A 24,187-nucleotide genomic window follows, 5' to 3' on the forward strand; every position below is an offset into this window, starting at 1 on the left:
ATATTCTGTTAAAATGAAACCGATTTTGGCCGTTCTATCTGACGGCGTACAGTCAGATGACCTATTTGTTGCCCGGGAGGTAAAGCTTCCTTTTTTTTCAAGTGAGTTTCATTTTCATGAAGAATGTCAGTTGGTGCACATCATCAAAAGTTCGGGTAAAAGGATAATTGGCGACCTGGTTGATTACTTTGAAAGCGGGGAGCTTATCTTTCTCGGCTCAAATATTCCGCATGTTTGGCACAATACGCGGGAGCAAACAAATGAAGATGACGCCGAGCCTTATGCGCATTCTTTATCCATTCATTTCAATCCGTCAAAATTGCTCATGCACCTTTCGGCATTTGGGAACATACGTAAAGTAGAATCGTTTTTGAATAAGGCGCAAAGAGGAGTGGAGCTGAAAGGCAAAAGCCGCGAACAGGTTGTAAAACTAATGTATCAGATACTGCAACTTGATGGATTGCAAAAGATCATCACCTTGCTCGAAATCCTCAATATTATGAGTTCGGATACCGAGCATAGCCTGCTGGCCAGTATTAATTATATCAATTATTATCAATATCATGACAGCAAGCGTATGGACCAGGTATTTAAATATATATTTGATAATTTCAGGGAGGATATCTCGCTCAATACAATTGCTGATGTTGCTAACATGAACACTTTTGCATTTTGCAGGTTTTTTAAGGCCCGTACCCAAAAGTCATTTACCCAGTTTGTAAATGAAACAAGAATAGGCTATGCCTGTAAGTTGCTGGGCAATAAAGAAGCCAGTATTACAGATATAGCCTATGAATGCGGTTTTAATAATGTATCAAATTTTAACCGCTTTTTTAAAGTGATCAAAAAAGTAAGCCCGCGCCAGTACCGGAACCAGATCTTATCTTAATTCTGGTTTAGGTTAAAACTTTTTAGCCTGTTTGATGAATTATTCACAGGTACAGTCTCTGCCCATTTTATTTCATCATTCATAAAATGCTCGGTGCGGCAGCCATTGTTGCGGATACTTTTTATAAAATCAAAATACAGGTCGTTAAATACATATACGTTTTCTTTTAAAATAGCATAATTACTAAGTATAAAACCAAGCGTATTAACTTTAACTATGGTCTGTTTTGAATCGTCGCATAATTTAATAAGGTTTTTAATATTGTTAACAACGGAAAGGTGGTTGCTTACCGGTAATGCCAATTTTATTTTTAACCCTTCATAAAGCACTTTCATAAAAGTAGTAAAACCGCCGTCCTGCTCACTATAGGCGTGACTTATTTCATTGAAAATACCCCTTGCCTTATCTTCATAACCTGATGCCAGGTATGATTCGGCCATAATAGTTTTTAAGATGAATGAATACCCCATTGAACCTCTGTGCACTTTATTTAAGCCATTAATGAACTTGGCTGCTTTGTTATGTTTTTGGCAAATGGTAGAGGTGTATAAGGCCAGCAGATAAACCACTTCGATAAAGCCCCTTGAAACTCCTGCACTTTGAACTGGGTTAAAGTAAAATTTGGTTATCTCGGTTAAAGCCTCTTTTTTAATAATACCATATTTGAGATAAAACAGGATGGTTTCGATACAGTTTACCGGGTTTACGGGCAAATTTTGTATAGCTGTTAAATTATACTGCTTTAAATCGGTAAGGTGTTTTTCGATCTTTGTTAAATCAAGCTGCATTACTGCAATAGCAGAAAGGCAGGTTTTTATCAATATTTGTTGTTGAGTTGATAATGGGAAATGTAAAAATGTTTCCAGCACTTCTTCATAGGTTGCATCAATAAACTCAAGGCTGATGAAATAATTGAAGAACTCCTCGCTGCATACCTGTTTAAACAGATCTTTCATCCGCTCGGTCATGTGCGTATTCACATGTTGAATTTTAAGCAATTCGCCAATAAAGCCTATGATCTCAGATTTTTCATTTGGGAGCAGTTGCACGTTCAACAGCGCCTTAAGCTCAAATTTATAATCTTTATGTACCGCATTATAAATAAACCATTTTATGATAGGGAGTTTTTTATCACGGCTGAATACCAGATCGGTTAAGTTTACAAGATTATCATCAAATACATAATTATTGTTGTACATGAGGATCATGGCAAGGGCATACTCAAGGGTAGCTTCATCAATCATTTTAACAATGAAGTTTAGCTTGCTTTCACGCGATAGGTTTAACTCTTCGATAATGCCTGCGCTAACCATTTCCTGGTATGCAGATCCATACTTTTTGATGAGCTCGTATACCCTGATCTTACTAACTTCATACACCCTGTTATCGGTATCCATTTGATTGATGATGCCGGTGATCAATAATACTTTTTCAATTGCATAATGGCCTTTGTAAACATTATGATAATAGTTTGCACCTACAAGATCATAATAGGTGAGGTCATTAAAATGAGCTAAACTAAAGTTGTCAGTATAGCGCTGGTAATAGTATTGAAAGTATAACGGATGGCTTAGTTTATCAATGACAGGTAAAGTTATATCATGGGCAATATTGGGGTTTATATTATCACAAAGTTTTTTGATTTCTTCAGAAGTGAACAGGGGCACATTGAGTTTTTGATTACTATCCATCATAAAACCAGTGAACCATATGTCGGGTTTTGCTATAATATCTTCCCTGAAATTGCTCCAGGTAGACGAACGCATGGTTAGTATAACCTTAAACCATGAGTATTTGTGATACATAGCTATAATATCGGCCAATTGATTAAATACAGTTTCGAAGGTGTTATTCCTGAAATGAAATTCGTCGAAACCGTCAATGATCAATATAAGCCGTCCGTTAAAATCTTCAGCTATTTCGGCCAGGTCTTCCAGGTCTTCGTCGGGCGAAAGGCCGATAAGGCCCATTAGCCAGTGGTTAAGGTGAATATTTTGAAGAGACGAATTGAGTGTGTTACCATTAAAAAATAATATCAGGTCCTTTTCATCCTTTTGCATATTGGATTTTATCAAATCTTTGACCCAATGGCATAGCCCAATTGTTTTGCCATAACCTGCTGGCGCTGTAAAAACAGTAGCTGTGTAAGGTTGTTGCATGAATATGGATAACTGGTCGTCAATAAACTTTCGTGGTGTGGTATACTGAAATGGTATGCCTGAGTGATTAACCTGTGTTTGTAACGTAAAATTGGTGATACGCTCGGCTTTGGCAGTTATTTTGCCTGGTTTATGCACATGATTCTCTTTTTTGACAATCGTTTTTTGCCTGCTTTGGCAAAATGCATCCCATCCGGTGTAACCGCAAAACTCGGCAAGCGCATTCATCGTGAATAATGATGGGGTAAACTTGCTGTACGCAAATCCAAAGATCCGTTTCAACGTGGTTTCACTAATGCTTTTTTGAGTTTTATTAAATAACATTAATGACAAGGCCCGGCAGTCGGCAGGGGTAATATAAGCCATGCCGGCTTTTTCGGTCAGTTCTTTTTTTAACAGATCAAAATGATAAGTCGAAAATAGATGCATTGGTAAAGGTTTAAAAGTGAATATTATTAACCACTAAGTCAGTCAAAACATAAGTCAGTTAAAACAAAATAGCACTAACACAATTAGCGAAGACTCTTAAAGTAAAATGTTATAAAAGGCTCAAGTAACTCCCTGGGGTAACGGGATATTGTTAATACATGGCGAAACAAATATTTTCACATATTTTGTTTAGTCAATAATACGTATGTTAATTGGAAATAGATTTATGTTTTTGGGAAAATGATATTCCTTTGGGTTGTATTTGACGAATGAATAAAATGAACAGAAAATGAATATAGAAAACAGAATGAACGGGGGTGATTAAATACTGAACAATATGGCTGGAACAGTTTTTAATGAATGAAAAGCCCTTTTAGTATTGCATAGGCTTGATTTAGCTTTACGGAGTCTATTTCAAATATCTATGCCTTATGAGAAACCCCGCCTTTAACAGAAACGCTTTTTCAGTGTTATTTATTTTATTGGCATTGTTTAATATTAAATATGCGCAGGCGCAGCGAACATATGCCAATACCGAGCAACATGGGGTAACCGGAGTTGCCTGTGTAAACTGCACAGTGTTAAATGCAGCAAATGCAGCAGATGGTAATGTACAAACATTCTCCTCTTTAAATGTAACAGTTGGTGTTGCAGCACAAACCTACCAGGAATTAATATTTCAAAGCTCAAGGCCGTCAGGCACCCCGGTCACTGTTAAATTGGGGTCGGGTGATAAGTTACTGAGTTTAACTGCGCTTGGAGGCGTTTTTTTACAGGCATATAACGGAAGCACTGCTATCGGTACCCCGGTAACCGTTGCTACATTGCTTACCGCCGTGAGCAATAACAATCAGGTTGAGGTTAGCATTACTCCTGCGCAGGCTTATGACCGCATCAGGGTAACCGTTAACGGAGGCTTAGCCGGCGTTTTGGCAAATACTTATTTATATGATGCTTTTACAACCGGTACAGGTGCCGGTGTTTGCGGTTTGGCCGTAGATGAATTACATGGCATCTCATCAGGCTTATTGGGTTTGGGTGTTGATGTAGGAGGGGTAGCAAATCCTCAGAATGCCATTGATGGTAACCTTAATACGGCATCCACCTTAAATGCAGGTGTGGGTTTGCTTGGCGCATATGCGCAGCAAACTATTATATATGGCAGCCCTTCTGTAATAGGCGATTCTGTGAGGATGACCTTATCGATACCGCAGTCATTAATAGATGTGGGGCTACTGTCAAATATATCGGTAGCGACTTATCTTGGCAATACTTATAATAATGATCAAAGTGCAATAAACGCGTCGCTTTTAAATCTGCGGCTGCTTGACCTGACTAACAACAGGCGAAAGGTTACCATAACCTTTGCGCCTGCTCAAGTTTTTGACCGGGTGCAACTCATCCTTGGTGGTGTTGCCAATGTATTATCGACCCTTGACCTTTATGAGGCTGTCAGGTTGATACCAAGGCCTGTTACAAAAATCAATAATGTATTGGGCGTTACCGCGCAGATCAATTCGGGCTCAACAGCAACGCTTACTGCCAATGCTGTTGCCAATACTACATTTAACTGGTACACACAGGCAACTGGCGGATCGCCGGTGGCTACGGGGCCAAGCTATACCACACCTGCACTTACAGCATCTACTGATTATTATGTATCTGCTTCGCGTACTGGTTGTACCGATGAATCAGAACGGACAAAGATTTCGCTAACTGTAGGTAGTACCTCAACTACGCCACCGGTAAATCCGTCGGGAGTGCGCACTTATGCCAATGCCCAGCAACCGGGCGCAGGCGGCTTATTGTGTCTTGGCTGTACAGTAACCAATCCGGGTAATGCTGCTGACGGCAACCTTCAAACATATTCTACCTTAAACGTAACCGTGGGGGTTGCTGCACAAACTTATCAAACCCTTACATTCCCTGGCGGAACCAAACCAGCCGGAACTCCCGTTACGGTTAAATTAGGTACGGGGGATAATTTACTTAGTTTGACAGCGCTTGGCGGTGTAACGCTACAGGCTTATAATGGTTACACGCCTGTAGGCTCACCAGTTTCGGCGGCAACACTGGTATCGGCATTGAGCAATAATAACCAGGTTGAACTGAGTTTTGCACCAACACAAGCTTATGATGGCATAAGGGTTACACTTAATGGCGGATTGGTCGGTGCATTGAGCAGCTTATATTTATATGAAGGATTTGTAACCACCGCCGGCCCGGCTGTGTGTAACACTGCTATCGACGAGCTTCATGGTATATCTTCAGCGTTGCTGAATTTAGGGCTTAACGTAGGAGGGGTGGTAAATCCACAGAATGCTATCGACGGAAACCTGAACACAGCATCTACCCTAAATGCCGGTGTAGGCTTACTGGGAGCATACGCGCAACAAACAGTCATATTTTCAAATCCATCGGTAATTGGTGACTCTGTGAGGTTAACCCTTTCAGTGCCGGAGGCCTTGCTGCAGGTTGGTTTGCTGGCAGGTTCATCAGTAAACACCTATTATGGCAATACGGATAATAATGATCTTACTTATTTAAGTTCGTCATTATTACAAGTTCGTTTGCTTGATCTTACCAATAACAGGCGCAAGGTGGTAATTACTTTTGTGCCGGGTAAAGTTTTCGACAGGGTGCAGCTAAGGCTGGGGGGCGTTGCCAACGTATTGTCAACCCTCGATTTATATGAGATACAACGATTAATTGCCAAACCGGTAATTAAAATAAATAACGTAGCATCAAATGATGCCCAGATCTGTACAGGTACCACAGCTACATTCACAGCCACTGCGGTACCAAATACCATATTTCACTGGTATACACAAGCAACAGGCGGATCACCAGTATTTACCGGGGCTGCCTTTACAACACCTGTTTTAACAGCTTCGGCAACCTATTACGTTGCCGCCATGCGGAGTGGATGCACCGACGAGTCGGACCGAACTAAAGTAACTGTTACTGTAAATGCTGTACCGGCATCACCGGTTATAGCCAACAATACTGTTAGCGTTTGTTCAGGGCAAACCGCTACGTTTACCGCCACCAGCGTAGCCGGCGTTACCATAAACTGGTATAGCGCCGCTACCGGCGGTACATTATTACACACCGGCGATAGCTTTACTACACCGGCCTTAACTGCCGCCACAAGCTATTACGCCGAAGCAGTAGTTGCAGGCGGAAGCTGTGCAAGCGCAGCCCGTACCAAAATAACTGCTAATATTACAGCGCCACCAGTTGCGCCAACACTTACTGCTGCCAACGTAACTATTTGCAGCGGTGGCGTTGCTACTTTATCGGTAAGCGGAGCGGTTGCAGGTACTACTTATAACTGGTACGCTGCCGCAACCGGAGGCACCCCGGTATTTACCGGAGCTACTTACACTACCGCGGCTTTAACCGCTAATGCAACTTACTATGTTGAAGCTGTAAATGCCGGCGGATGCAGCAGCGCCGCGCGTACCCAGGCGACTGTTACCGTTACGCCGCTACCGGCTGATCCGGCGGTATCTGCGGCAAACAGCTCAATAGCGGCGGGACAGAAAACAAGTATCAGCGTAACCAGTCCGCAGGCAGGTATTACTTACAACTGGTATACATCTGCAAATGCCGGTGCTCCGGTATTTACCGGCACTACTTTCCAAACGCCTTTATTATATAATAATACAACTTACTATGTAAGCGCTGTAAACGCTACAGGTTGTGCATCAGCCAATCGCACTGCAGTTACCATTACCGTAACCATCAATACTAATGCACCTTGTACTTTTGCCAATCAGCAAACATCAACTGTAAACGGGCTTTGTTTAGGTTGTACAGTTACTAATGCTGCCCTGGCTACTGATGCGGATACAACTACCGCATCAACTATTAACGTATTGGCCGGGTTAATCGGCGGTAACGTTCAGCAGGAATTGCGCTTTCAACAGCCGGGTTTTGCAGGCGACACTATCAAGCTGGTACTGCAAAATCCTAATGGTTTATTAGGCGCCGCTGTTTTGGGTAATATCGGAGTTACACTTGCTAATGGTACTACTACTACTGCAAGCTATCAGCTTAATAATGCACTGATAAAAGTGTTCCTGCTTGCGGGCAGTTCAAATAAATACGCGGTTTATATCCCGGCGACAGGTGCTTATGACAGGATCACTATCAGTATAAATTCAGGCCTGGCCAGTGTTTTAACCCCGCTTAATATTTACTACGCTTCGCAGCAGTTTCCGAAACCGGTGTTTAACCCAACCGCTTCTGAAATTTGTAAAGGCAGTAGCGCGGTTATAAATATTACTTCACCAGCTAACGGTACATTCACCTGGTACAACGCGCCAACCGGCGGAACCGTTGTACATACAGGTACCTCGTTTACAACTCCGGCTTTAAATGCCAATACAACTTATTACATAGAATACACCCGTGGTACCTGTACCGGTACTGTAAGGTTCCCTGTTACTATTTTGGTTGATGATGTTCCGGCAGCGCCAACTGTTACTGCTCAAAACGTAACCATTACCAGCGGACAACCAGCTACTTTAAATGCCACTGCCAGCAATGGTGCTACCATACAATGGTATGATGCAGCAACCGGCGGTAACCTGGTACATACAGGAAATCCATTCGTTACACCAGTTTTAACTACTAATAAAATTTACTATGCTGGTACTGCTTTAGGCAGTTGCGTATCGGCTACCCGTACACCGGTTAATATTACCGTTCAGCCTATAGTTATCCCTACCGTATCGGTAACACCACCAACAGTAGCGCTTAATGCAGGTCAAACAACTTCGTTTACTGCTTCGTCAACTACACCGGGGGTAACCTTTAACTGGTTTACTACGCCAACCGGCGGTACAAGCATTTTTACCGGTGCTACTTATACTACCCCCCCTCAGTTTGCCAATACTACTTTTTACGCCGAAGCTATGGTGACTGCCACAGGTGTAAAATCAGCTACAAGAGCGCCTGGCGCAGTAACTATCAATCAACAGGCGTCAAGTCCTGTTCCTTGCGATGCTGCTATCGACCAAACCAATACCACAAGTGGTTTACTTTGTATGGGTTGTGGGGTACTCAACGCAACAGGTTCGGTTGATGCGGACAGGAATACTTTCTCACAGTTAGCAGTACCGGTTGGATTACTGAATGCGTATGCCAGCCAAACATTAAGGTTTACCAATACAGGTCTTGCAGGTGATAGTGTTATTGTAGAATTAGGTGTTCCGGGAACACTGGCCAGTGTAAGCGTACTTTCACAGATTCAGATTGGCACTTATAACGGTGCGACATTCAATAATGATTATTTCAATGTAAACGGATCATTGATCAATATCCAATTATTAAGTGGCACAAGCCGTTTCAGGGTAGCCTTTAAAGCAACTCATAACTTCGATAGGGTAGAAGTAAGACTGAACGCTGCTCTGGCAGGAGTATTCAGTGCTCTTAACGTATATGACGCTTCACAATCTGTAGCGGCTCCGGTTATCGCGTTAACTCCTGTTACAACTTGCTCAGGCGCTCCGGTAACACTTTCAGCGACAGTTCCGGCTAATGTTACTGTAAAATGGTATACCTCAGCTACCGGTGGTACCGCTGTTGGCACAGGTGCTAATTTCACTACACCGGCCCTTAGTGCATCAACAACTTATTACGCCGAAGCAAGCCGTACCGCTGACGGTTGTACACAGGCTGTACGTACACCGGTCACTATCAATGTAGTAACTATACCTGCGGCACCGGTTGTTGCGGCAGCAAATGTAAGTGTGTGTGCAGGCCAAACAGCAACATTTAATGTAACCCCGGTTAGCGGGGTAACCTATAACTGGTATTCGGCAGCGACAGGCGGTACACTGGTTCATACAGGTAACAGCTTTACAACCGCTGCTATCAATGCAACCACCAATTATTTTGTTGAAGCCGTAGCGGGCACAAGCTGTGTAAGTACAACCCGTACACAGGTAACAGCCACCCTGGCTCCGCCGCCAACATTTCCCGCACTTAACGCTACCAGTGTAAGCATTTGCGACGGCAGCGTTGCAACCCTTGCGGTAACAACTCCTGCCGCCGGGACTACCTATAACTGGTACACCACAGCAACCGGTGGTACACCAGTATTTACCGGGCCGACTTATACAACAGCTGCATTACACAATAACACAAGCTATTATGTAGAAGCAGTAAACGCAGGCGGCTGTACAAGTGCTCAACGTACCCAGGCTGATGTTACCGTTGTGCCACTTCCGGCTAATCCAACTTTATCAGCAAATAATAGCTCGATAGCTGCCGGTCAGCAAACTACTATCGGCGTTACCAATACACAAACCGGTGTTACTTATAACTGGTATACATCAGCAAATGCTGCTTCGCCAGTATTTACCGGTACTACATTCCAAACCCCGGCATTATACAACAATACTACTTACTATGTAAGTGCGGTTAACAGCACCGGTTGTACATCCGCCAGCCGTACAGCAATCACTATTAATGTAACCATTAACACTAACGCACCTTGTACATTTGCTAACCAGGAAACTGTTACTGTCAATGGTATTTGTTTAGGTTGCGGTGTAACCAATGAATTGCTTGCAACTGATGCCGATACTACGACAGCGTCAACCATCAATGTGCTGGCTGGTTTATTGGGCGGATACGCTCAGCAGGAACTTCGGTTCCAACAGCCGGGTTTTGCAGGCGATACTATTAAACTGGTACTGCAAAATCCTAATGGATTATTAAGTGCCGCCGTTCTGGGTAATATCCAGGTGACATTAGCTAACGGTACTACTCCAACTTCAACGCTTGCACTTAACAGTGCTTTGATAAAAGTATCCCTGCTTGGCGGCGGCTCAAATAAATATGTAGTTTTAATTCCGGCAACGGGAGCATATGATCGTATCACCATAAAAATAAACTCTGGAGTTGCAAGCTTGCTTACGCCTTTGAATATTTACTACGCGGCACAGCAATTCCCGCAACCGGTATTTAACCCAACTGCTCCTGAAATTTGTAAAGGCAGCAGCGCAGTGATCAATATTACATCGCCTGCCAACGGAACATTTACCTGGTACAATGCACCGATTGGTGGTACTGTTGTACATACCGGCTCATCGTATACAACTCCGGCCTTAAATGCCAACACCACTTATTATGTAGAATATAGCCGTGGTTCATGCGCTTCAACAGTAAGGTTCCCGGTAAATGTTATTGTTGATGATGCTCCGCCGGCACCAACAGTTACCGCTCAAAATGTAACCATCACTGCCGGGCAAACAGCTACTTTAAATGCAACCGCCAGCAATGGTGCTACTATACAATGGTTTGACGCGCCAACAGGAGGTAACCTGGTATTTACCGGTAACCCTTATGTCACCCCGGTTTTAACAGCTACCAAAACCTATTACGCAGGTACTGCGCTGGGCAATTGTGTGTCGGCCACACGTACACCTGTAATCATTAGCGTACAGCCTGTTATAATCCCTGATGTAAATGTGACCCCGCCAACCACTACGGTTAGTCCGGGACAGACTACTGCATTCACCGCGTCATCAACTACGCCTGGCGCTGTATTTAACTGGTTTACTACACCAACAGGTGGTACAAGTATCTTTACAGGAGCTACTTACACAACTCCACCTGAATTTGCTAATACCATTTACTATGCTGAGTCATCAATCCCCGCAACCGGCGTAAAATCGGCCACAAGGGCAACCGGTATAGTAACTGTAAATCAGCAGGGTTCAAATCCTGTACCTTGCGACGCCGCTATCGATCAAACCAATTCCACCAGCGGCTTACTATGCGTAGGCTGCGGTGTGCTGAACGCTACCGGATCTGTTGATGCAGATCGCAACACGTTCTCTCAATTATTGGTTCCTGTGGGATTGGTTAATTCATACGCCAGCCAAACCCTGCGCTTTGCCAATACAGGTATAGCAGGCGACAGCATAATAGTTGAATTAGGTGTTCCCGGAACGCTGGCCAGCGTGAGCGTACTATCTCAAATTCAGATTGGTACTTACAATGGTGCAACCTTTAATAACGATTATTTCAGCGTAAATGGCTCACTGATCAATATCCAGTTATTGAGTGGTACAAGCCGTTTCAGGGTAGCCTTTAAAGCCACCCATACATTTGACAGGGTAGAAGTAAGGTTGAACGCCGCCCTTGCGGGTGTATTCAGCAGCCTGAATATTTATGATGCCTCACAATCGGTTCCAGCCCCTGTTATAGCGGCTTCACCAGTTACTGCCTGCTCCGGCACACAGGCTACATTGACAGCTACTGCTCCGGCAAACGTAACTGTAAGGTGGTATACTTCGGCTACCGGTGGTTCACCAGTATTTACCGGTGCAACCTTTACTACCCCGGCTTTAACCGCATCAACAACTTATTACGCCGAAGCCAGCCGCACTGCCGATGGCTGTTCGCAGGCTGTTCGTACGCCTGTACAAGTAAATGTTACTACTCCACCGGCTGCTCCGGTTGTGGCGGTACCTAATACAACCGTTTGTGCCGGTCAGCCTGCTGCCTTTGCTGTAACACCGGTTAATGGTGTTACCTACACCTGGTATGCTACTGCAACAGGCGGTACACCTATAACTACAGGTAACAGCTTCACTACTCCGGCTTTAACTGCTACTACTTCATATTACGTTGAGGCATCAAACGCAGGTCAGTGCAGCAGCAGTAGCCGTACCAAAGTAACTGCAAATGTAACCGCTACTCCTGTTACTCCTACAGTTTCACAGGCCAGTACACAAACCTGCTCTGGTTCAACGGTTACCTTAACGGCTTCATCAACTCAGCCTGGTGTTACTTTTAACTGGTATACTACTGCAACAGGCGGTACCCCCGTACATACAGGTGCACAATACGTTACCCCTGCTTTAACTGCCAACACATCATATTATGTTGAAGCTGCTACCGGCACCTGTACAAGTGCCAGCCGCGCCAAAGCCGATGTCATCGTAAACCCAACCCCGGTTGCACCTACTATTACGGTGGTTCCGGTTGGCGGACAGATCACATCCGGGCAAACAGCTCAACTTTCAGCCAGTTCAACAACTGCTAATGTTACCTTCAACTGGTATAGTACTGCAACAGGTGGTACACCGGTTCACACAGGTGCTACCTTTACTACTCCAGCTTTAACTACCAATACAACCTACTACGTTGAGGCTGTATCAAATACTACAGGCTGTATCAGCACAACCCGTACGCCAGTTACAGTAATCGTTAACCCGGTATTCTCTACTTCGTGCGATTTTGCATCGACCCAAACCAACAGTACCAGCGGTGTTGCCTGCTTGCTGTGCGGTGTAACAAATCCTGATAATGCTGTAGATATTGATACAGTTAACTTTAGTCAACTTAACCTTGGTGTTGGAGCTGTAGGTTACGTAGGCCAGAAACTGATTTTTGGCGATGCTGGCCTTGCCGGTGATACTGTAACGGTGAAAATAAAAGTACCGGTTAACCTGGCATCGGTAGGTGTATTAGGTCAGCTGCAGATAGGTTCATTCAATGGCAATACTGATAATAACGATAGGATTGCGCTAAGCAGCACATTGATCAAGGTAACCATACTTGCGGGCGGTCAAACTGCTTTGGTAAAATTTGTGCCTAAAGCTGTTTATAACGCCATTGAGGTGAGGTTAACCACAACAGTATCGCTGTTTAACTCGCTAAATATTTACTACGCAACCAAGCAGGTACCAATACCTCAGCTTACAGCTAAAACAGATAATATATGCGCCGGCGGAACGGCTACATTTACAGTAGCTAATCCTGTTGCCGGAGTAACTTATAAATGGTACTCCGCAGCAGTTGGCGGTACATTGCTCCATACCGGTAATAATTACACCACTGCGGCATTAAATGCTACCACTAATTTCTACGTAGAAAGCAGCCGTACATCAAACAACTGTCCTAACCCTAACAGGGTAGCGGCAACTGCAAATGTTACCCCTGCTCCGGTAAATCCAATACTTGCACAAAACGCGGTATCTGTTTGCTCGGGCGATGCAGTTACCTTGTCGGTAACCAATGCCGCAGGTGCAACCGTGAACTGGTACGACGCGCCAACCGGCGGTACCTTAGTATTCACCGGTGCTAACTACCAGGCAACACCAATTGCAACAGTTAGCTATTATGCCGAGATCACCAATGGCAGCTGCGTAAGCCCATCGCGTACAAAAGCTACAATTACGGTAAATCCCCGTCCGGCGGCACCGGGAGTGCAATCAGCCAATGTGCAAGTTTGTCCGGGCAGCACCGCTACTTTAGCTGTACTTAACCCGGTTGCGGGTGTTAACTATCAATGGTTTGCGACTGCAACCGGCGGCACTGTGTTGCAGACTGGCAACACTTACACTACGGCGGCTCTTACACAAGATGCAACCTATTATGTGCAGGCAACCAGTGCTACTACAAGCTGTTCAAATAACGGTGCACGTACAGCCGTTGATGTAACGGTAACCAATTCGCTTACAGCACCGGTATTGAGCGCTGCTACCACTAATGTATGCAGCGGCGGCAGTGCTACACTGAGTGTCAACAACCCGGTTAATGGCTTAACCTACAAATGGTACACAGCTGCAACAGGCGGTGCTCCCGTATTTACCGGGCCGATATTTACTATAAATAACTTGACTGCTGATGCATCATACTTTGTTGAATCATCAAACAGTTCAGGATGTACAAGCCCAACCCGCGGCCGTGCCGATATTACCGTGCAGCCCATACCAACTGCTCCGGTTATACAAGCCAGTGCAGGCGGCCTTAATGTGTGCGAAGGTGAATCAACAAGCCTGAGCATCGCCAACCCTGTAACAGGTGTTGTTTACCGCTGGTATACCGCTGCAACCGGAGGAACCTTGTTGTACACCGGTACACAGTTCAATACACCGGTATTAACTGCAGATGCCACTTATTATGTAGAGGCAGCACAGGCCGGTAACTGTAATGCCTCAACCCGTACGCAGGTAAAAGTAACAGTTAATCCGTTACCTGGCGATCCGGCATTGGAAAGCGCCAGCGTTCAGGTTTGTTCAGGATCACCGGCTACATTGAAGATCCAGTCGCCAGTGGCGGGTATCACCTACCGGTGGTTCAGCGATGCATCGCAAACAACCAAAGTATTTGAAGGCACAACTTACATTACAGGGCCAATTACTGCCAATACAACTTATTATGTGGCGGCAGTTAATGCCTTAGGTTGCCAAAGCGCTAACTTAACTGTAGCTCAGGTGAGCATCCAGGCTGCACCGTCGGCTCCGGTAATTGCCAATGGCAGCACGGTACAAACCTGTATTAACAGTATTGTAACGCTTAGTATTTCAAATCCGCAAGCTGGGTTTACCTATAACTGGTACAGTGCAGCTAACGGAGGTACACCATTGTTTACCGGTACAGGCTTTAATACACCGGCGCTTGCAGGTAACGTAACTTACTATGCCGAGGCAGTGAACAGTACCGGTTGTACATCAACCGGTCGCACTTCCGTAAGCATTAATGTAAATCAAATACCAACCGCGCCTACGGTAACAGCACAAGGCGGTGGAAATACCACCGTATGTTCGGGCGGTACTATAGCGCTTACCGCTACCAGTACTACACCTAATGTAAGCTTTAACTGGTATACAGCGGCAACCGGAGGTGCGCCAATATTTACCGGTGCAACTTACACTACGCCTCCGCTTACAGCAGCTACAACTTATTATGTTGAAGCCGTAAGCAATGGAAGTTGTGCTTCAACTACGCGCACGGCTGTTCAGGTAACCATCGGCAATACTACAACGCCAACACCACAGGTAGTAGCGGCCGATCTGTCTGTATGTCAAAACAGCGCAGCTATAATTCACATTAGTAATCCTGATGCAGGTACTACCTACAACTGGTATAACGTAGCAACCGGAGGTAGCTCGCTATATACCGGTACAGCGTTTACAACACCGGTATTATCGGCAAATACAACTTACTACGTGCAGGCTTCAAATAGCCAGAGCTGTAATGCTTCGGCGAGGCTGGCCGTAAATGTGGTTATTGTTCCGCAGCCAAATACACCGGTGCCAACATTGGCTAACGTGCCTGTGTGCAGCGGAAATACAGCGACTTTATCGGTACAATCGCCGCAGGCAAATATCATCTACAAATGGTATAGCAATGCAGCCCGCACCAACCTGTTGTTTACCGGTTCAACCTATACCACTGATCCTATCCAGGCAAATACTACCTTCTACGTTGACGCCAGCAACGGATCATGTGCCAGCTCATCGGCAGCAACTGTTCAGGTGACTATTTCGGCACCGCCATCAACACCGTTGCTGGTTAACAGCAGCCCAACGGCTTGTGGAGGTTCGCAGGTATTGTTAAGTATCTCAAACCCACAGCAAGGCTTTAGTTATAACTGGTATACAGCAGCTACAGGAGGTACACCGGTTTATACAGGTACAAACTTTACTACGCCTTCGTTAACAGCCAGCACAACTTATTATGCAGAAGCTGTGAATGCTGCAGGATGTAGTTCACCAGCAAGAGCATCTGCCGCAATAACTATACTTGGCGCTCCAACTGCACCTGCAGTGAATGGGCCAAATGCAGGTATTTGTCCGGGCAGCACAGCTACACTTACTGTTAGCGCTACTGCTAATGTTACCATCAAGTGGTATGCTGATGCAACAGGCGGAACAGCATTGGCTACAGGCAATAGCTTCACTACACCGGCGCTAAACCAAACTACTACCTACTATGCTGAGGCTTCAAACAGCGGTGGTTGTAATTCAGGCACACGTACTTCTGTAACTGTACAGGTATTGCAAAAGCTTGCAACGCCGGCAGTTAATGTTACAGAAACCACAGCAACAAGTATAACCTTTGGCTGGGCAGCAGTAACCGGGGCAACCGGATACGAGATCAGCCTGAACAATGGCTCAACCTTCAGCAGTGTTGGTACAGCGCTAACCTTTAAGGTTGATAACCTGCAGCCGCTGCAAAGCGCCACCATTGTGGTGAGGGCGCTGGGCACTTCAGGTTGCGAATTGAGCGATAACTCGGCAGCAGTAACGGGTACAACAACCAATCCGCTTGGCAACAGCATATTTATCCCTAACGCCTTCAGTCCTAATGGCGACGGCAATAACGATACGTTCCTGGTATTTGGTACCGTGATCAAAGGCATGAATATGTCGATATATGATCAGTGGGGTGGATTGCTCTTCAAATCTACCAATCAATCGGCCGGATGGGATGGAACTTATAAGGGCAAGGCGCAGCCGGTGGGCGTATACGTGTACTACGTTGAGGCCACACTTAACGACGGACAAGTGATCAAAAGAAAAGGAACTATCAATCTACTACGATGAGAAATAAAATCACAATTGTTACCCTGCTGCTCCTCATTGTAGTAGCAGGGCGGTTATCAGCTCAGGTTGATCCGCATTTTTCACAGTACTACGCTTACCCGTTATGGCTCAACCCTGCTTTGACCGGAGTTATTAACGGCGATTCGCGTGTGAACGCAAACTTTAAAAGCCAATGGGCAACCATCAATAACGCCTATCAAACGGCGGCTATTTCTGCCGATATGCGTACAACCGATAAACTAAGCCTTGGTGTAAATATCCTTGATCAGTCGTCGGGTGGGCATAGTTTCAATTACCTGAGTGCTTATGGTGCTTTGGGCTATGCAATCTCTATTTCTGCCGATGGAAATCAGCGATTGAGCTTCGGCGTACAGGCGGGTATCATCAACCGCAGTTTTGATATGAACAAGCTGCAGTTTGGCAGCCAGTACACCCCAATAGGCGGCTTTGACCCCAACATGCCAAGCTTTGAAAACTTCAATACCACCAACAGCACCGTATTTGACGCCAACGCCGGGATCTTTTATTACGACGGTGATCCTTTTAAGGATGTTAATGCCTTTGGCGGTGTAAGTGTAGGGCACTTATCAAGACCTAAAGATGCTTTTTCCGCAACATCCGGTGGGAAGATTCCTCTACGCTATACCGTTCATGGCGGTTTAAAGATCAAAGCTTCTGATTTCTTCGACCTGACACCAAACGCGGTTTATATCAAACAGCAAGGCGCAGATATAAAAGGTTTGGGCGCTTACTCTGAATTTAAATTTCAGAACGATAATGGCCTCATCCTGGGTTTCCTGTACCGCTTTAAAGATGCCGCCGTTGCAGATGTTGGTTACCATGTGAAAAGCCTCATTATAGGAGCAAGTTATGATGTTAACACTTCATCCTTAAACCGTGCCACAGGTGGTAATGGTGGTTTTGAACTATCGCTGAGCTATGTATTCCGCAAACGCGTACAGGAACCTGAACCTGTTTGTCCAAGGCTTTAATCGCTTAACTATGAGAGCTATAATTATAACTATTTTCTTATCGGCCGTTACCCTAACTTGTTTTGGCCAGTACGGTAAGGATTTTCGTAACCTGGGCGATAGGGCATTTGCGGATAAGGATTATTACGAAGCCGCCTTTTATTACCGTAAGGTTGCCGAAGGTATGCACCTGCTGCAAAACAAGGAGGTGCCGTTTCAAACCATGAACAAGGCACCAAAAAAGGATAAGCCATCCGATGCTACTTATGTGAGCTACAGGCTGGCCGAATCATACCGTTTATACGAAAACTATATCGAGGCCGAAGGCTGGTATAAAAAGACTATTGATGCGCCGGATGCGTCAACCTACCCGCTCGCGAGACTTTGGCATGGGGTATGCCTTCGCGCCATACAGCGCTTTGATGATGCCATTGCCGAATTGCAGCAGTTTAATGCCGGTTATGATAAAACTGACGAAAACAAAGCTATCGCCAATAAAGAAATAGCTAACTGCACTTTCGCTAAGGAACAGTACAAATACCCGCAACTCCTTGAAGTTGTAAAACTAAAAGGCGACTGGAACTCGGATGGCTCAGACTATGCACTGCTTCAAACAGGTGATAACTTTATGTTTACCTCATCGCGCTTTGCAAAGGATGATAAAAAGCATATCAACCGTATTTATACGGCTAATGCTGCCGGTGGTTTGAAACCGCAGGTAATTACCTTAAAAGATAATGATGCCAAAAAGGAAACCGAATATGGTACACCTTCATTAACCCCCGATGGCAAACGGATGTACCTTACCCGCTGGTATAAAGAAGGCAGCAAAGTTTACCATAGCATTTATTTTACCCAAAAACAGGACAGCAGCTGGCAGCCGTTACATAAGCTCGGTAATAATGTTAATGCTGAAGGTTATAACGCGATACAGCCCTTTATCACTGCTGATGGGAAGAAGCTATTCTTCGTATCAAACAAGCCTGGTGGCTTTGGCGGCGATGATATCTGGGTGAGTGATTTAGGCGATGACGGTGACGCTACGAACGCCGTGAACCTGGGCAGCACTATTAATACAGATCGTAATGAGCAGGCACCTTATTATAATGCTGATGGAAAAAGGTTGATATACAGCTCGAAAGGTTTTACCGGTTTAGGTGGATTTGATTTTTTTGAAAGTAAAGGTGATATCGGCAACTGGAGCGCACCGGTAAACATGGGCTATCCCATGAACTCGGCTAAAGATGATCTGTATTTTATCCCCGATAACAAGGATGCTAATAAATGGTACATCAGCTCAGACAGGGAATCAGATTGTTGTTTGAACCTGTTTGAGGTACACAACAAGAGTTTTATTCTGGCCGGTATAGTCACTGATTGCGAAACCCGCAAGCCATTGGCCGGTGTTAAAGTGAGTTTTATCGACTCGCTGGCAAAGCAAACGCTTAAGGAGCTAACTACCGGGGCCGATGCCAAATATGCTTTTAAAGTAACATCAAAAAGGCCATACAATTTAAAGCTCGAGAAAACAGGCTATTTCACCAAGATATTGCCTATCCCAGCAAGTGGTCAGATGAGCAACGATACGCTGTACAATGCCGAAATCTGCTTACAGGCCTTTGAAAAGGATAAACCTATTGTGATCAATAATATTTTATACGATTTCAATAAGGCAACGCTGAGGCCCGAATCTAAAACGGTGCTCAATAGTCTGGTTACTATTATGAAAGATAACCCTAAGATCATTGTTAGGCTTGGCGCGCATACAGATTCGATAGGTAGCGTGAAATATAACATCAAGCTGTCGCAGGCCAGGGCACAATCATGCGTGGATTATATCATAAGCCAGGGAATAACCAGCGATCGCATCTACGCCAAAGGATATGGAAAAAGTATGCCTGTAGCGCCAAACTCACTGCCTAACGGCAAGGATAACCCCGCAGGCAGGCAACTTAACCGACGCACAGAATTTACAGTAGTAAAAACAGAATAATCATGGATCTATTAACCTAAGCTATTTTTTATGAAAGAGTCAGCAACATTTCACCGCCCGTTTTTAAGAACAAAAGGATTTTCAACCTTTCACATTCACATTTTTGAGCTGATACTGCTTGGTAAAGCCAATCGCGAGATCAACAGACTTATGGGATATACACCCAAATCGCACATGGTAGTTGACCATTCGCGCCAGGTTATGAATAAACTGCTCTCGTACGAGGGCTTGTGTAAACGTGATTATAAGGATAGGGTAGTATACCCCCGAAAATACCAGTTCTGGTGGAAAAAGCTGCTTGAAAAACATAAGAATACCCTGATCCAGAAAGCCATAATACCCGAGTACTACGAAGATGTAGCGCCCGGAATTTAAAGATAAAGGGGCATGCTGTTAGGTGACGTGCCCTGGGTTGTAATGGTTAGTACGAGCCCCGCGGATAGGTGTCTGTGGGGTTCGTTGTTTTTGAAGAAATTAAATGATCTTTTTTGAAAGAGAGAGCCTCTTCATTACCGTTGACTTTAGTCAACGGTAAAAAGAAACAAATAACCGGGCTTTAGCCCAAATTAGGCGGCGTTTCGGCTGAAGCCACCTATCGTGTCCATTATTCCGTTGACTAAAGTCAACGGCAATGAAGAGAGTTATATGCAAGATTATTCGTCTTTTTGTGATGGCCGTATATCACTCCGTATCGATGGTGGTAACAATTCAATTACAAAGCCATCGCTGTATAAAATAAAGTGTAATTAATACACTCTGAATGTTTTAAATAGTTATTATTGTGTAAGCCAATTATCTGAACAGCCCTTTTTAGCAACACTGCATTTATTTTTTTTGCCTTGTACGTAAATCCTTTTAGCAAGGCAGAATAATGCTGCTTTTATGGCTGTTCATTAAATGTAAACCAATAATAATCTCAAACATGTCATTAAAAACAAAACTCACCTACGTTTTTTTGACAGGATTAACTTTCCTGCTTTATTCCTTTAAAAAACCGTTCGACAAGCCGCGCGTGCTTGTATTTTCCAAGACTTTAGGCTGGCATCACTCGTGCATCCCATTCGGGATAGCTGCCATTCAAAAATTAGGCACAGAGAATGGATTCGATGTAGATACAACCACCAATTCGGCTAATTTTAATGATGATAACCTTAAAAAATACCAGGCGGTAATATTTAACTGCACTACTGGCAATGTGCTTAATGCCGTTGAACAGGCGGCTTTTGAACGCTACATCCAGGCAGGCGGCGGCTTCATGGGCGTACATTCTGCCGCTGATACCGAGTACGACTGGCCATGGTACGGCAAACTGGTTGGCGCGTATTTTTCAAGCCACCCCAATAATTCCAATATTCGCAAGGCAACTATTGATGTAACGGATAAAAGCCAGCCAGCTACGGCTAACCTGCCCACAAGGTGGGAGCGTACCGACGAGTGGTACAACTACAAATCTATTTACAGCGGCATTCATGTGCTGGCAAGCCTTGATGAAAATACATACGATGGCGGCACCAACGGGGCTAATCACCCTATAACCTGGTATCATGAGTTTGATGGCGGGCGTGCTTTTTACACAGGTTGCGGCCATACCGATGAAAGCTACAGCGATCCCTTGTTTTTGGGACAGCTGCTGGGTGGCATTAAATACGCTATGGGCAATGGCAAGCCGCTTGATTATGGCAAATCATACTCAAAAGTAGCTCCGGATCAAACCCGCTTTATCAAAACGGTGCTGGTGAGCAACATTGCCTCGCCTATGGAACTGGCTGCTGCCAAAGACGGTCGCGTGTTTTTTACCCAATTGATGGGCAATTTTTCGGTTTACAACACTAAAACCAACAAGTTTAAAGTGATCCATAAGTTCCCGATCACTTATGAAGGAGGTACAGGCGTAATTGGTTTGACGCTTGATCCGGATTTTGAAAAGAACCAGTTTGTTTATATCTATTACATGCCAGCCGGACAAACTATTGAGCCGCTTAATTTTCAGCTCTCCCGTTTTAAATTAAGCCCGGCAGATGTACTCGACCTAAAATCAGAAAAGATCTTGTTTAAAGTGCCTGTACAAAAAGTAAGTGGTGCTCACCATGGTGGTTCATTAGCCTGGGATAAGGATAAAAACCTGTATCTGTCTACGGGCGATAGTTCAAGCCCGTTTCCGTCTGATGGTTATGCGCCGTTGGATGAACGCCCGGGTACTGAGCATTACAGCCTTGATGCGCAACGCAGTGCTGGCAATACCAATGATTTTAAAGGTAAGATCCTGCGCATTCATCCTGAAGCTGACGGCACTTATACCATCCCCGAAGGCAACCTTTTTCCGAAAGGTATGGCTAAAACTAAACCCGAAATTTATGTAATGGGTTGTCGCAATCCTTACCGTATTGCTGTAAATCCTAAAACTTCGGTTTTATATTGGGGCGAGATAGGGCCGGATGCAGGTAATGATTCACCTCGTGGCCCGCGCGGATATGATGAGTTTAACCAGGCAAGGAAAGCCGGGAACTTTGGCTGGCCATATTTTGTGGGCAATAATTTTGCCTACTCGCATTGGGATTTTGTGAACGCCAAGCCGGGGCCAAACTTTGATCCTAAAGCGCCGGTAAATAATTCGCCTAATAATACCGGTTTAAATGTGCTGCCTCCGGCTATGCCTGCAATGATCTGGTACCCTTATGCTGCTTCAGATGAGTTTCCGGAATTAGGTATGGGCGGTCGTTGTGCCATAGGTGGTGATTTTTATGAGTTTGATAAAAGTGTCAAAAATCCAAATAAATTCCCTGAATATTATGATGGTACGCTGTTCGTAGCCGACTGGATGCGCAATTGGGTGATAGACCTCCGTTTTGATGAGAACGAGAACTACCTGCGTAACGAAGCCTTTATGCCTGCCAACGGTGATTTCAGGCGACCAATAGACATGCAGTTTGGTCCTGATGGTGCTTTGTATATGCTGGAATACGGTTCGGTTTATGGTGCGCAGAATGAAGATGCCCGTTTGGTCAAGATCGAGTATAATACAGGCAACCGTGCGCCGATAGCCAAAGCCAGCATTTCGGACACTGCTGCTTTTAATAAATTCAATAAAATGAAGTTCCTGACATCTGAGGTAAAGGAATTTCCGGCGAAGAAGGAAATAGCTGGGCAGGCTCCACTTAAAGTAAGCTTCAGCAGCCAAAACAGTAAAGACCTTGATGATGACGACAAGATCACCTACCAGTGGCTGTTTGACGGTAAAACAGTCGGTGCAGCCACACCATCGGCCAGCTATACTTTTACTAAGCCGGGTGTATATAGAACTATTTTAAAAGTCACTGATAGAGGCGGTTTATCCGGTCGCGATACCGTAATTGTAAGGGTTGGCAATACCAAACCTGAAGTTACTATAGCCAGCGCCGATAATAAATCATTCATCTGGAAAGGTAAACCATTCCATTATCATGTAGTAGTTAGCGATAAGGAGGATGGCAAGATCGACCCTAAAAAGGTGAAACTGTTTTACATATATAATCCGCAGCCATCTGCCAATAGTACAACACAAAACCTGACTGCTTTATCTACTACAGAAGTAAGTTATCCCGGCAAAGGTTTGATTGCTAACAGTGATTGTAAATCGTGCCACACTATCAACAAAACTGCTGTAGGGCCAAGTTTTTTGGCTATTGCCAACCGGTATAAAATGCAGAAAGGAGCGATAGATCAGCTATCTAAAAAGATAATAGCCGGTGGTGCTGGTAGCTGGGGTACCGAACATGTGATGAGTGCGCACCCGCAACTATCAAATGCCGATACGAAGGAAATTGTGAAGTACATTTTTTCGCTAACAGATAAAAAGAGCCCTGTGTTGCCGCTGCCTTTAACAGGTACGCTCAACTTAAAATTCAATAATGCTGAGCCGCGTGGTGAGTATACGCTGTTGGCCTCTTATATCGATAAAGGCGGTAAAGTTGTTGGCCCATTGAAGGCTACTGATATGGTGGTTTTGCGTAATTCGGCAATTAAGGCGGTTTATGCCGATGAATTGAAAGGTTTCAACAGGTTTAAAGATGATCTTTCGGCAGGTAATCATAAATCATACGTGCTGTTCAGAAATATCGACCTGACCAATATCAGCAAGTTTGCTTATAAATATGCGTCCAAAGATTACGATGGCGAGATCGAAGTAAGGATTGATTCGCAGGCCGGGCCGGTGATCAGCTCCGTAGCTTATTCAACCACGGGTGCCTGGGACAAAACGGGTGAAGTAACCGGACAGTTAAATAAGCCTGTGAGTGGAAAACACGACGTATATTTCTTCGCCATAAAACATTCTAAACCAAGTGATGGTATTTTAAATTTAAAGGATATTCAGTTTGTTGAGTAGACTTATTTACATACCGTCATTGCGA

Annotated in this window: 7 protein-coding genes; 6 read left to right on the forward strand and 1 reads right to left on the reverse strand. The window is 44.6% G+C overall.

The annotated features are described in order from the left end of the window. Positions 1-13 precede the first annotated feature (13 nt). On the forward strand, positions 14-889 hold the full coding sequence (locus BMX50_RS14075) for an AraC family transcriptional regulator (RefSeq protein ID WP_091211186.1): 876 nt from the start codon (positions 14-16) through the stop codon (positions 887-889). Here BMX50_RS14075 and BMX50_RS14080 read toward each other — a convergent pair. After that, positions 886-3,477: an NACHT domain-containing protein gene (locus BMX50_RS14080; RefSeq protein WP_091211187.1), complete on the reverse strand. Its 2,592-nt coding sequence runs from the start codon at positions 3,475-3,477 to the stop codon at positions 886-888. The genes BMX50_RS14075 and BMX50_RS14080 overlap by 4 nt on opposite strands. Before the next feature lie 431 nt (positions 3,478-3,908). On the opposite strand from BMX50_RS14080, the gene BMX50_RS14085 reads away from it, so the two are divergent. The 5 genes from BMX50_RS14085 to BMX50_RS14105 all read left to right on the forward strand — a co-directional run bounded on the left by BMX50_RS14085 (position 3,909) and on the right by BMX50_RS14105 (position 24,162). Continuing rightward, positions 3,909-16,835, forward strand: a complete 12,927-nt coding sequence (locus BMX50_RS14085) for a T9SS type B sorting domain-containing protein (RefSeq protein WP_091211188.1) — start codon at positions 3,909-3,911, stop codon at positions 16,833-16,835. After that, entirely contained in the window at positions 16,832-17,827 is a 996-nt protein-coding gene (locus BMX50_RS14090; RefSeq protein ID WP_091211189.1) for a PorP/SprF family type IX secretion system membrane protein, read from the forward strand. Before BMX50_RS14085 ends, BMX50_RS14090 begins: the two co-directional genes overlap by 4 nt. A 10-nt stretch (positions 17,828-17,837) precedes the next feature. Further along, the gene (locus BMX50_RS14095) at positions 17,838-19,799 is read left to right on the forward strand and encodes an OmpA family protein (protein WP_167667916.1); all 1,962 of its coding nucleotides are present in this window, start codon (positions 17,838-17,840) and stop codon (positions 19,797-19,799) included. 30 nt (positions 19,800-19,829) lie between these two features. Further along, entirely contained in the window at positions 19,830-20,174 is a 345-nt protein-coding gene (locus BMX50_RS14100; RefSeq protein WP_091211191.1) for a hypothetical protein, read from the forward strand. Positions 20,175-20,721: 547 nt separating this feature from the next. Continuing rightward, positions 20,722-24,162 carry a ThuA domain-containing protein gene (locus BMX50_RS14105; protein WP_244280993.1) on the forward strand — a complete coding sequence of 1,147 codons (3,441 nt, stop codon included), beginning with the start codon at positions 20,722-20,724 and terminating at the stop codon, positions 24,160-24,162. Positions 24,163-24,187: the final 25 nt, after the last annotated feature.

This window comes from Mucilaginibacter gossypiicola (assembly GCF_900110105.1).
In the GTDB taxonomy this organism is placed as follows: Bacteria; Bacteroidota; Bacteroidia; order Sphingobacteriales; family Sphingobacteriaceae; genus Mucilaginibacter; species Mucilaginibacter gossypiicola.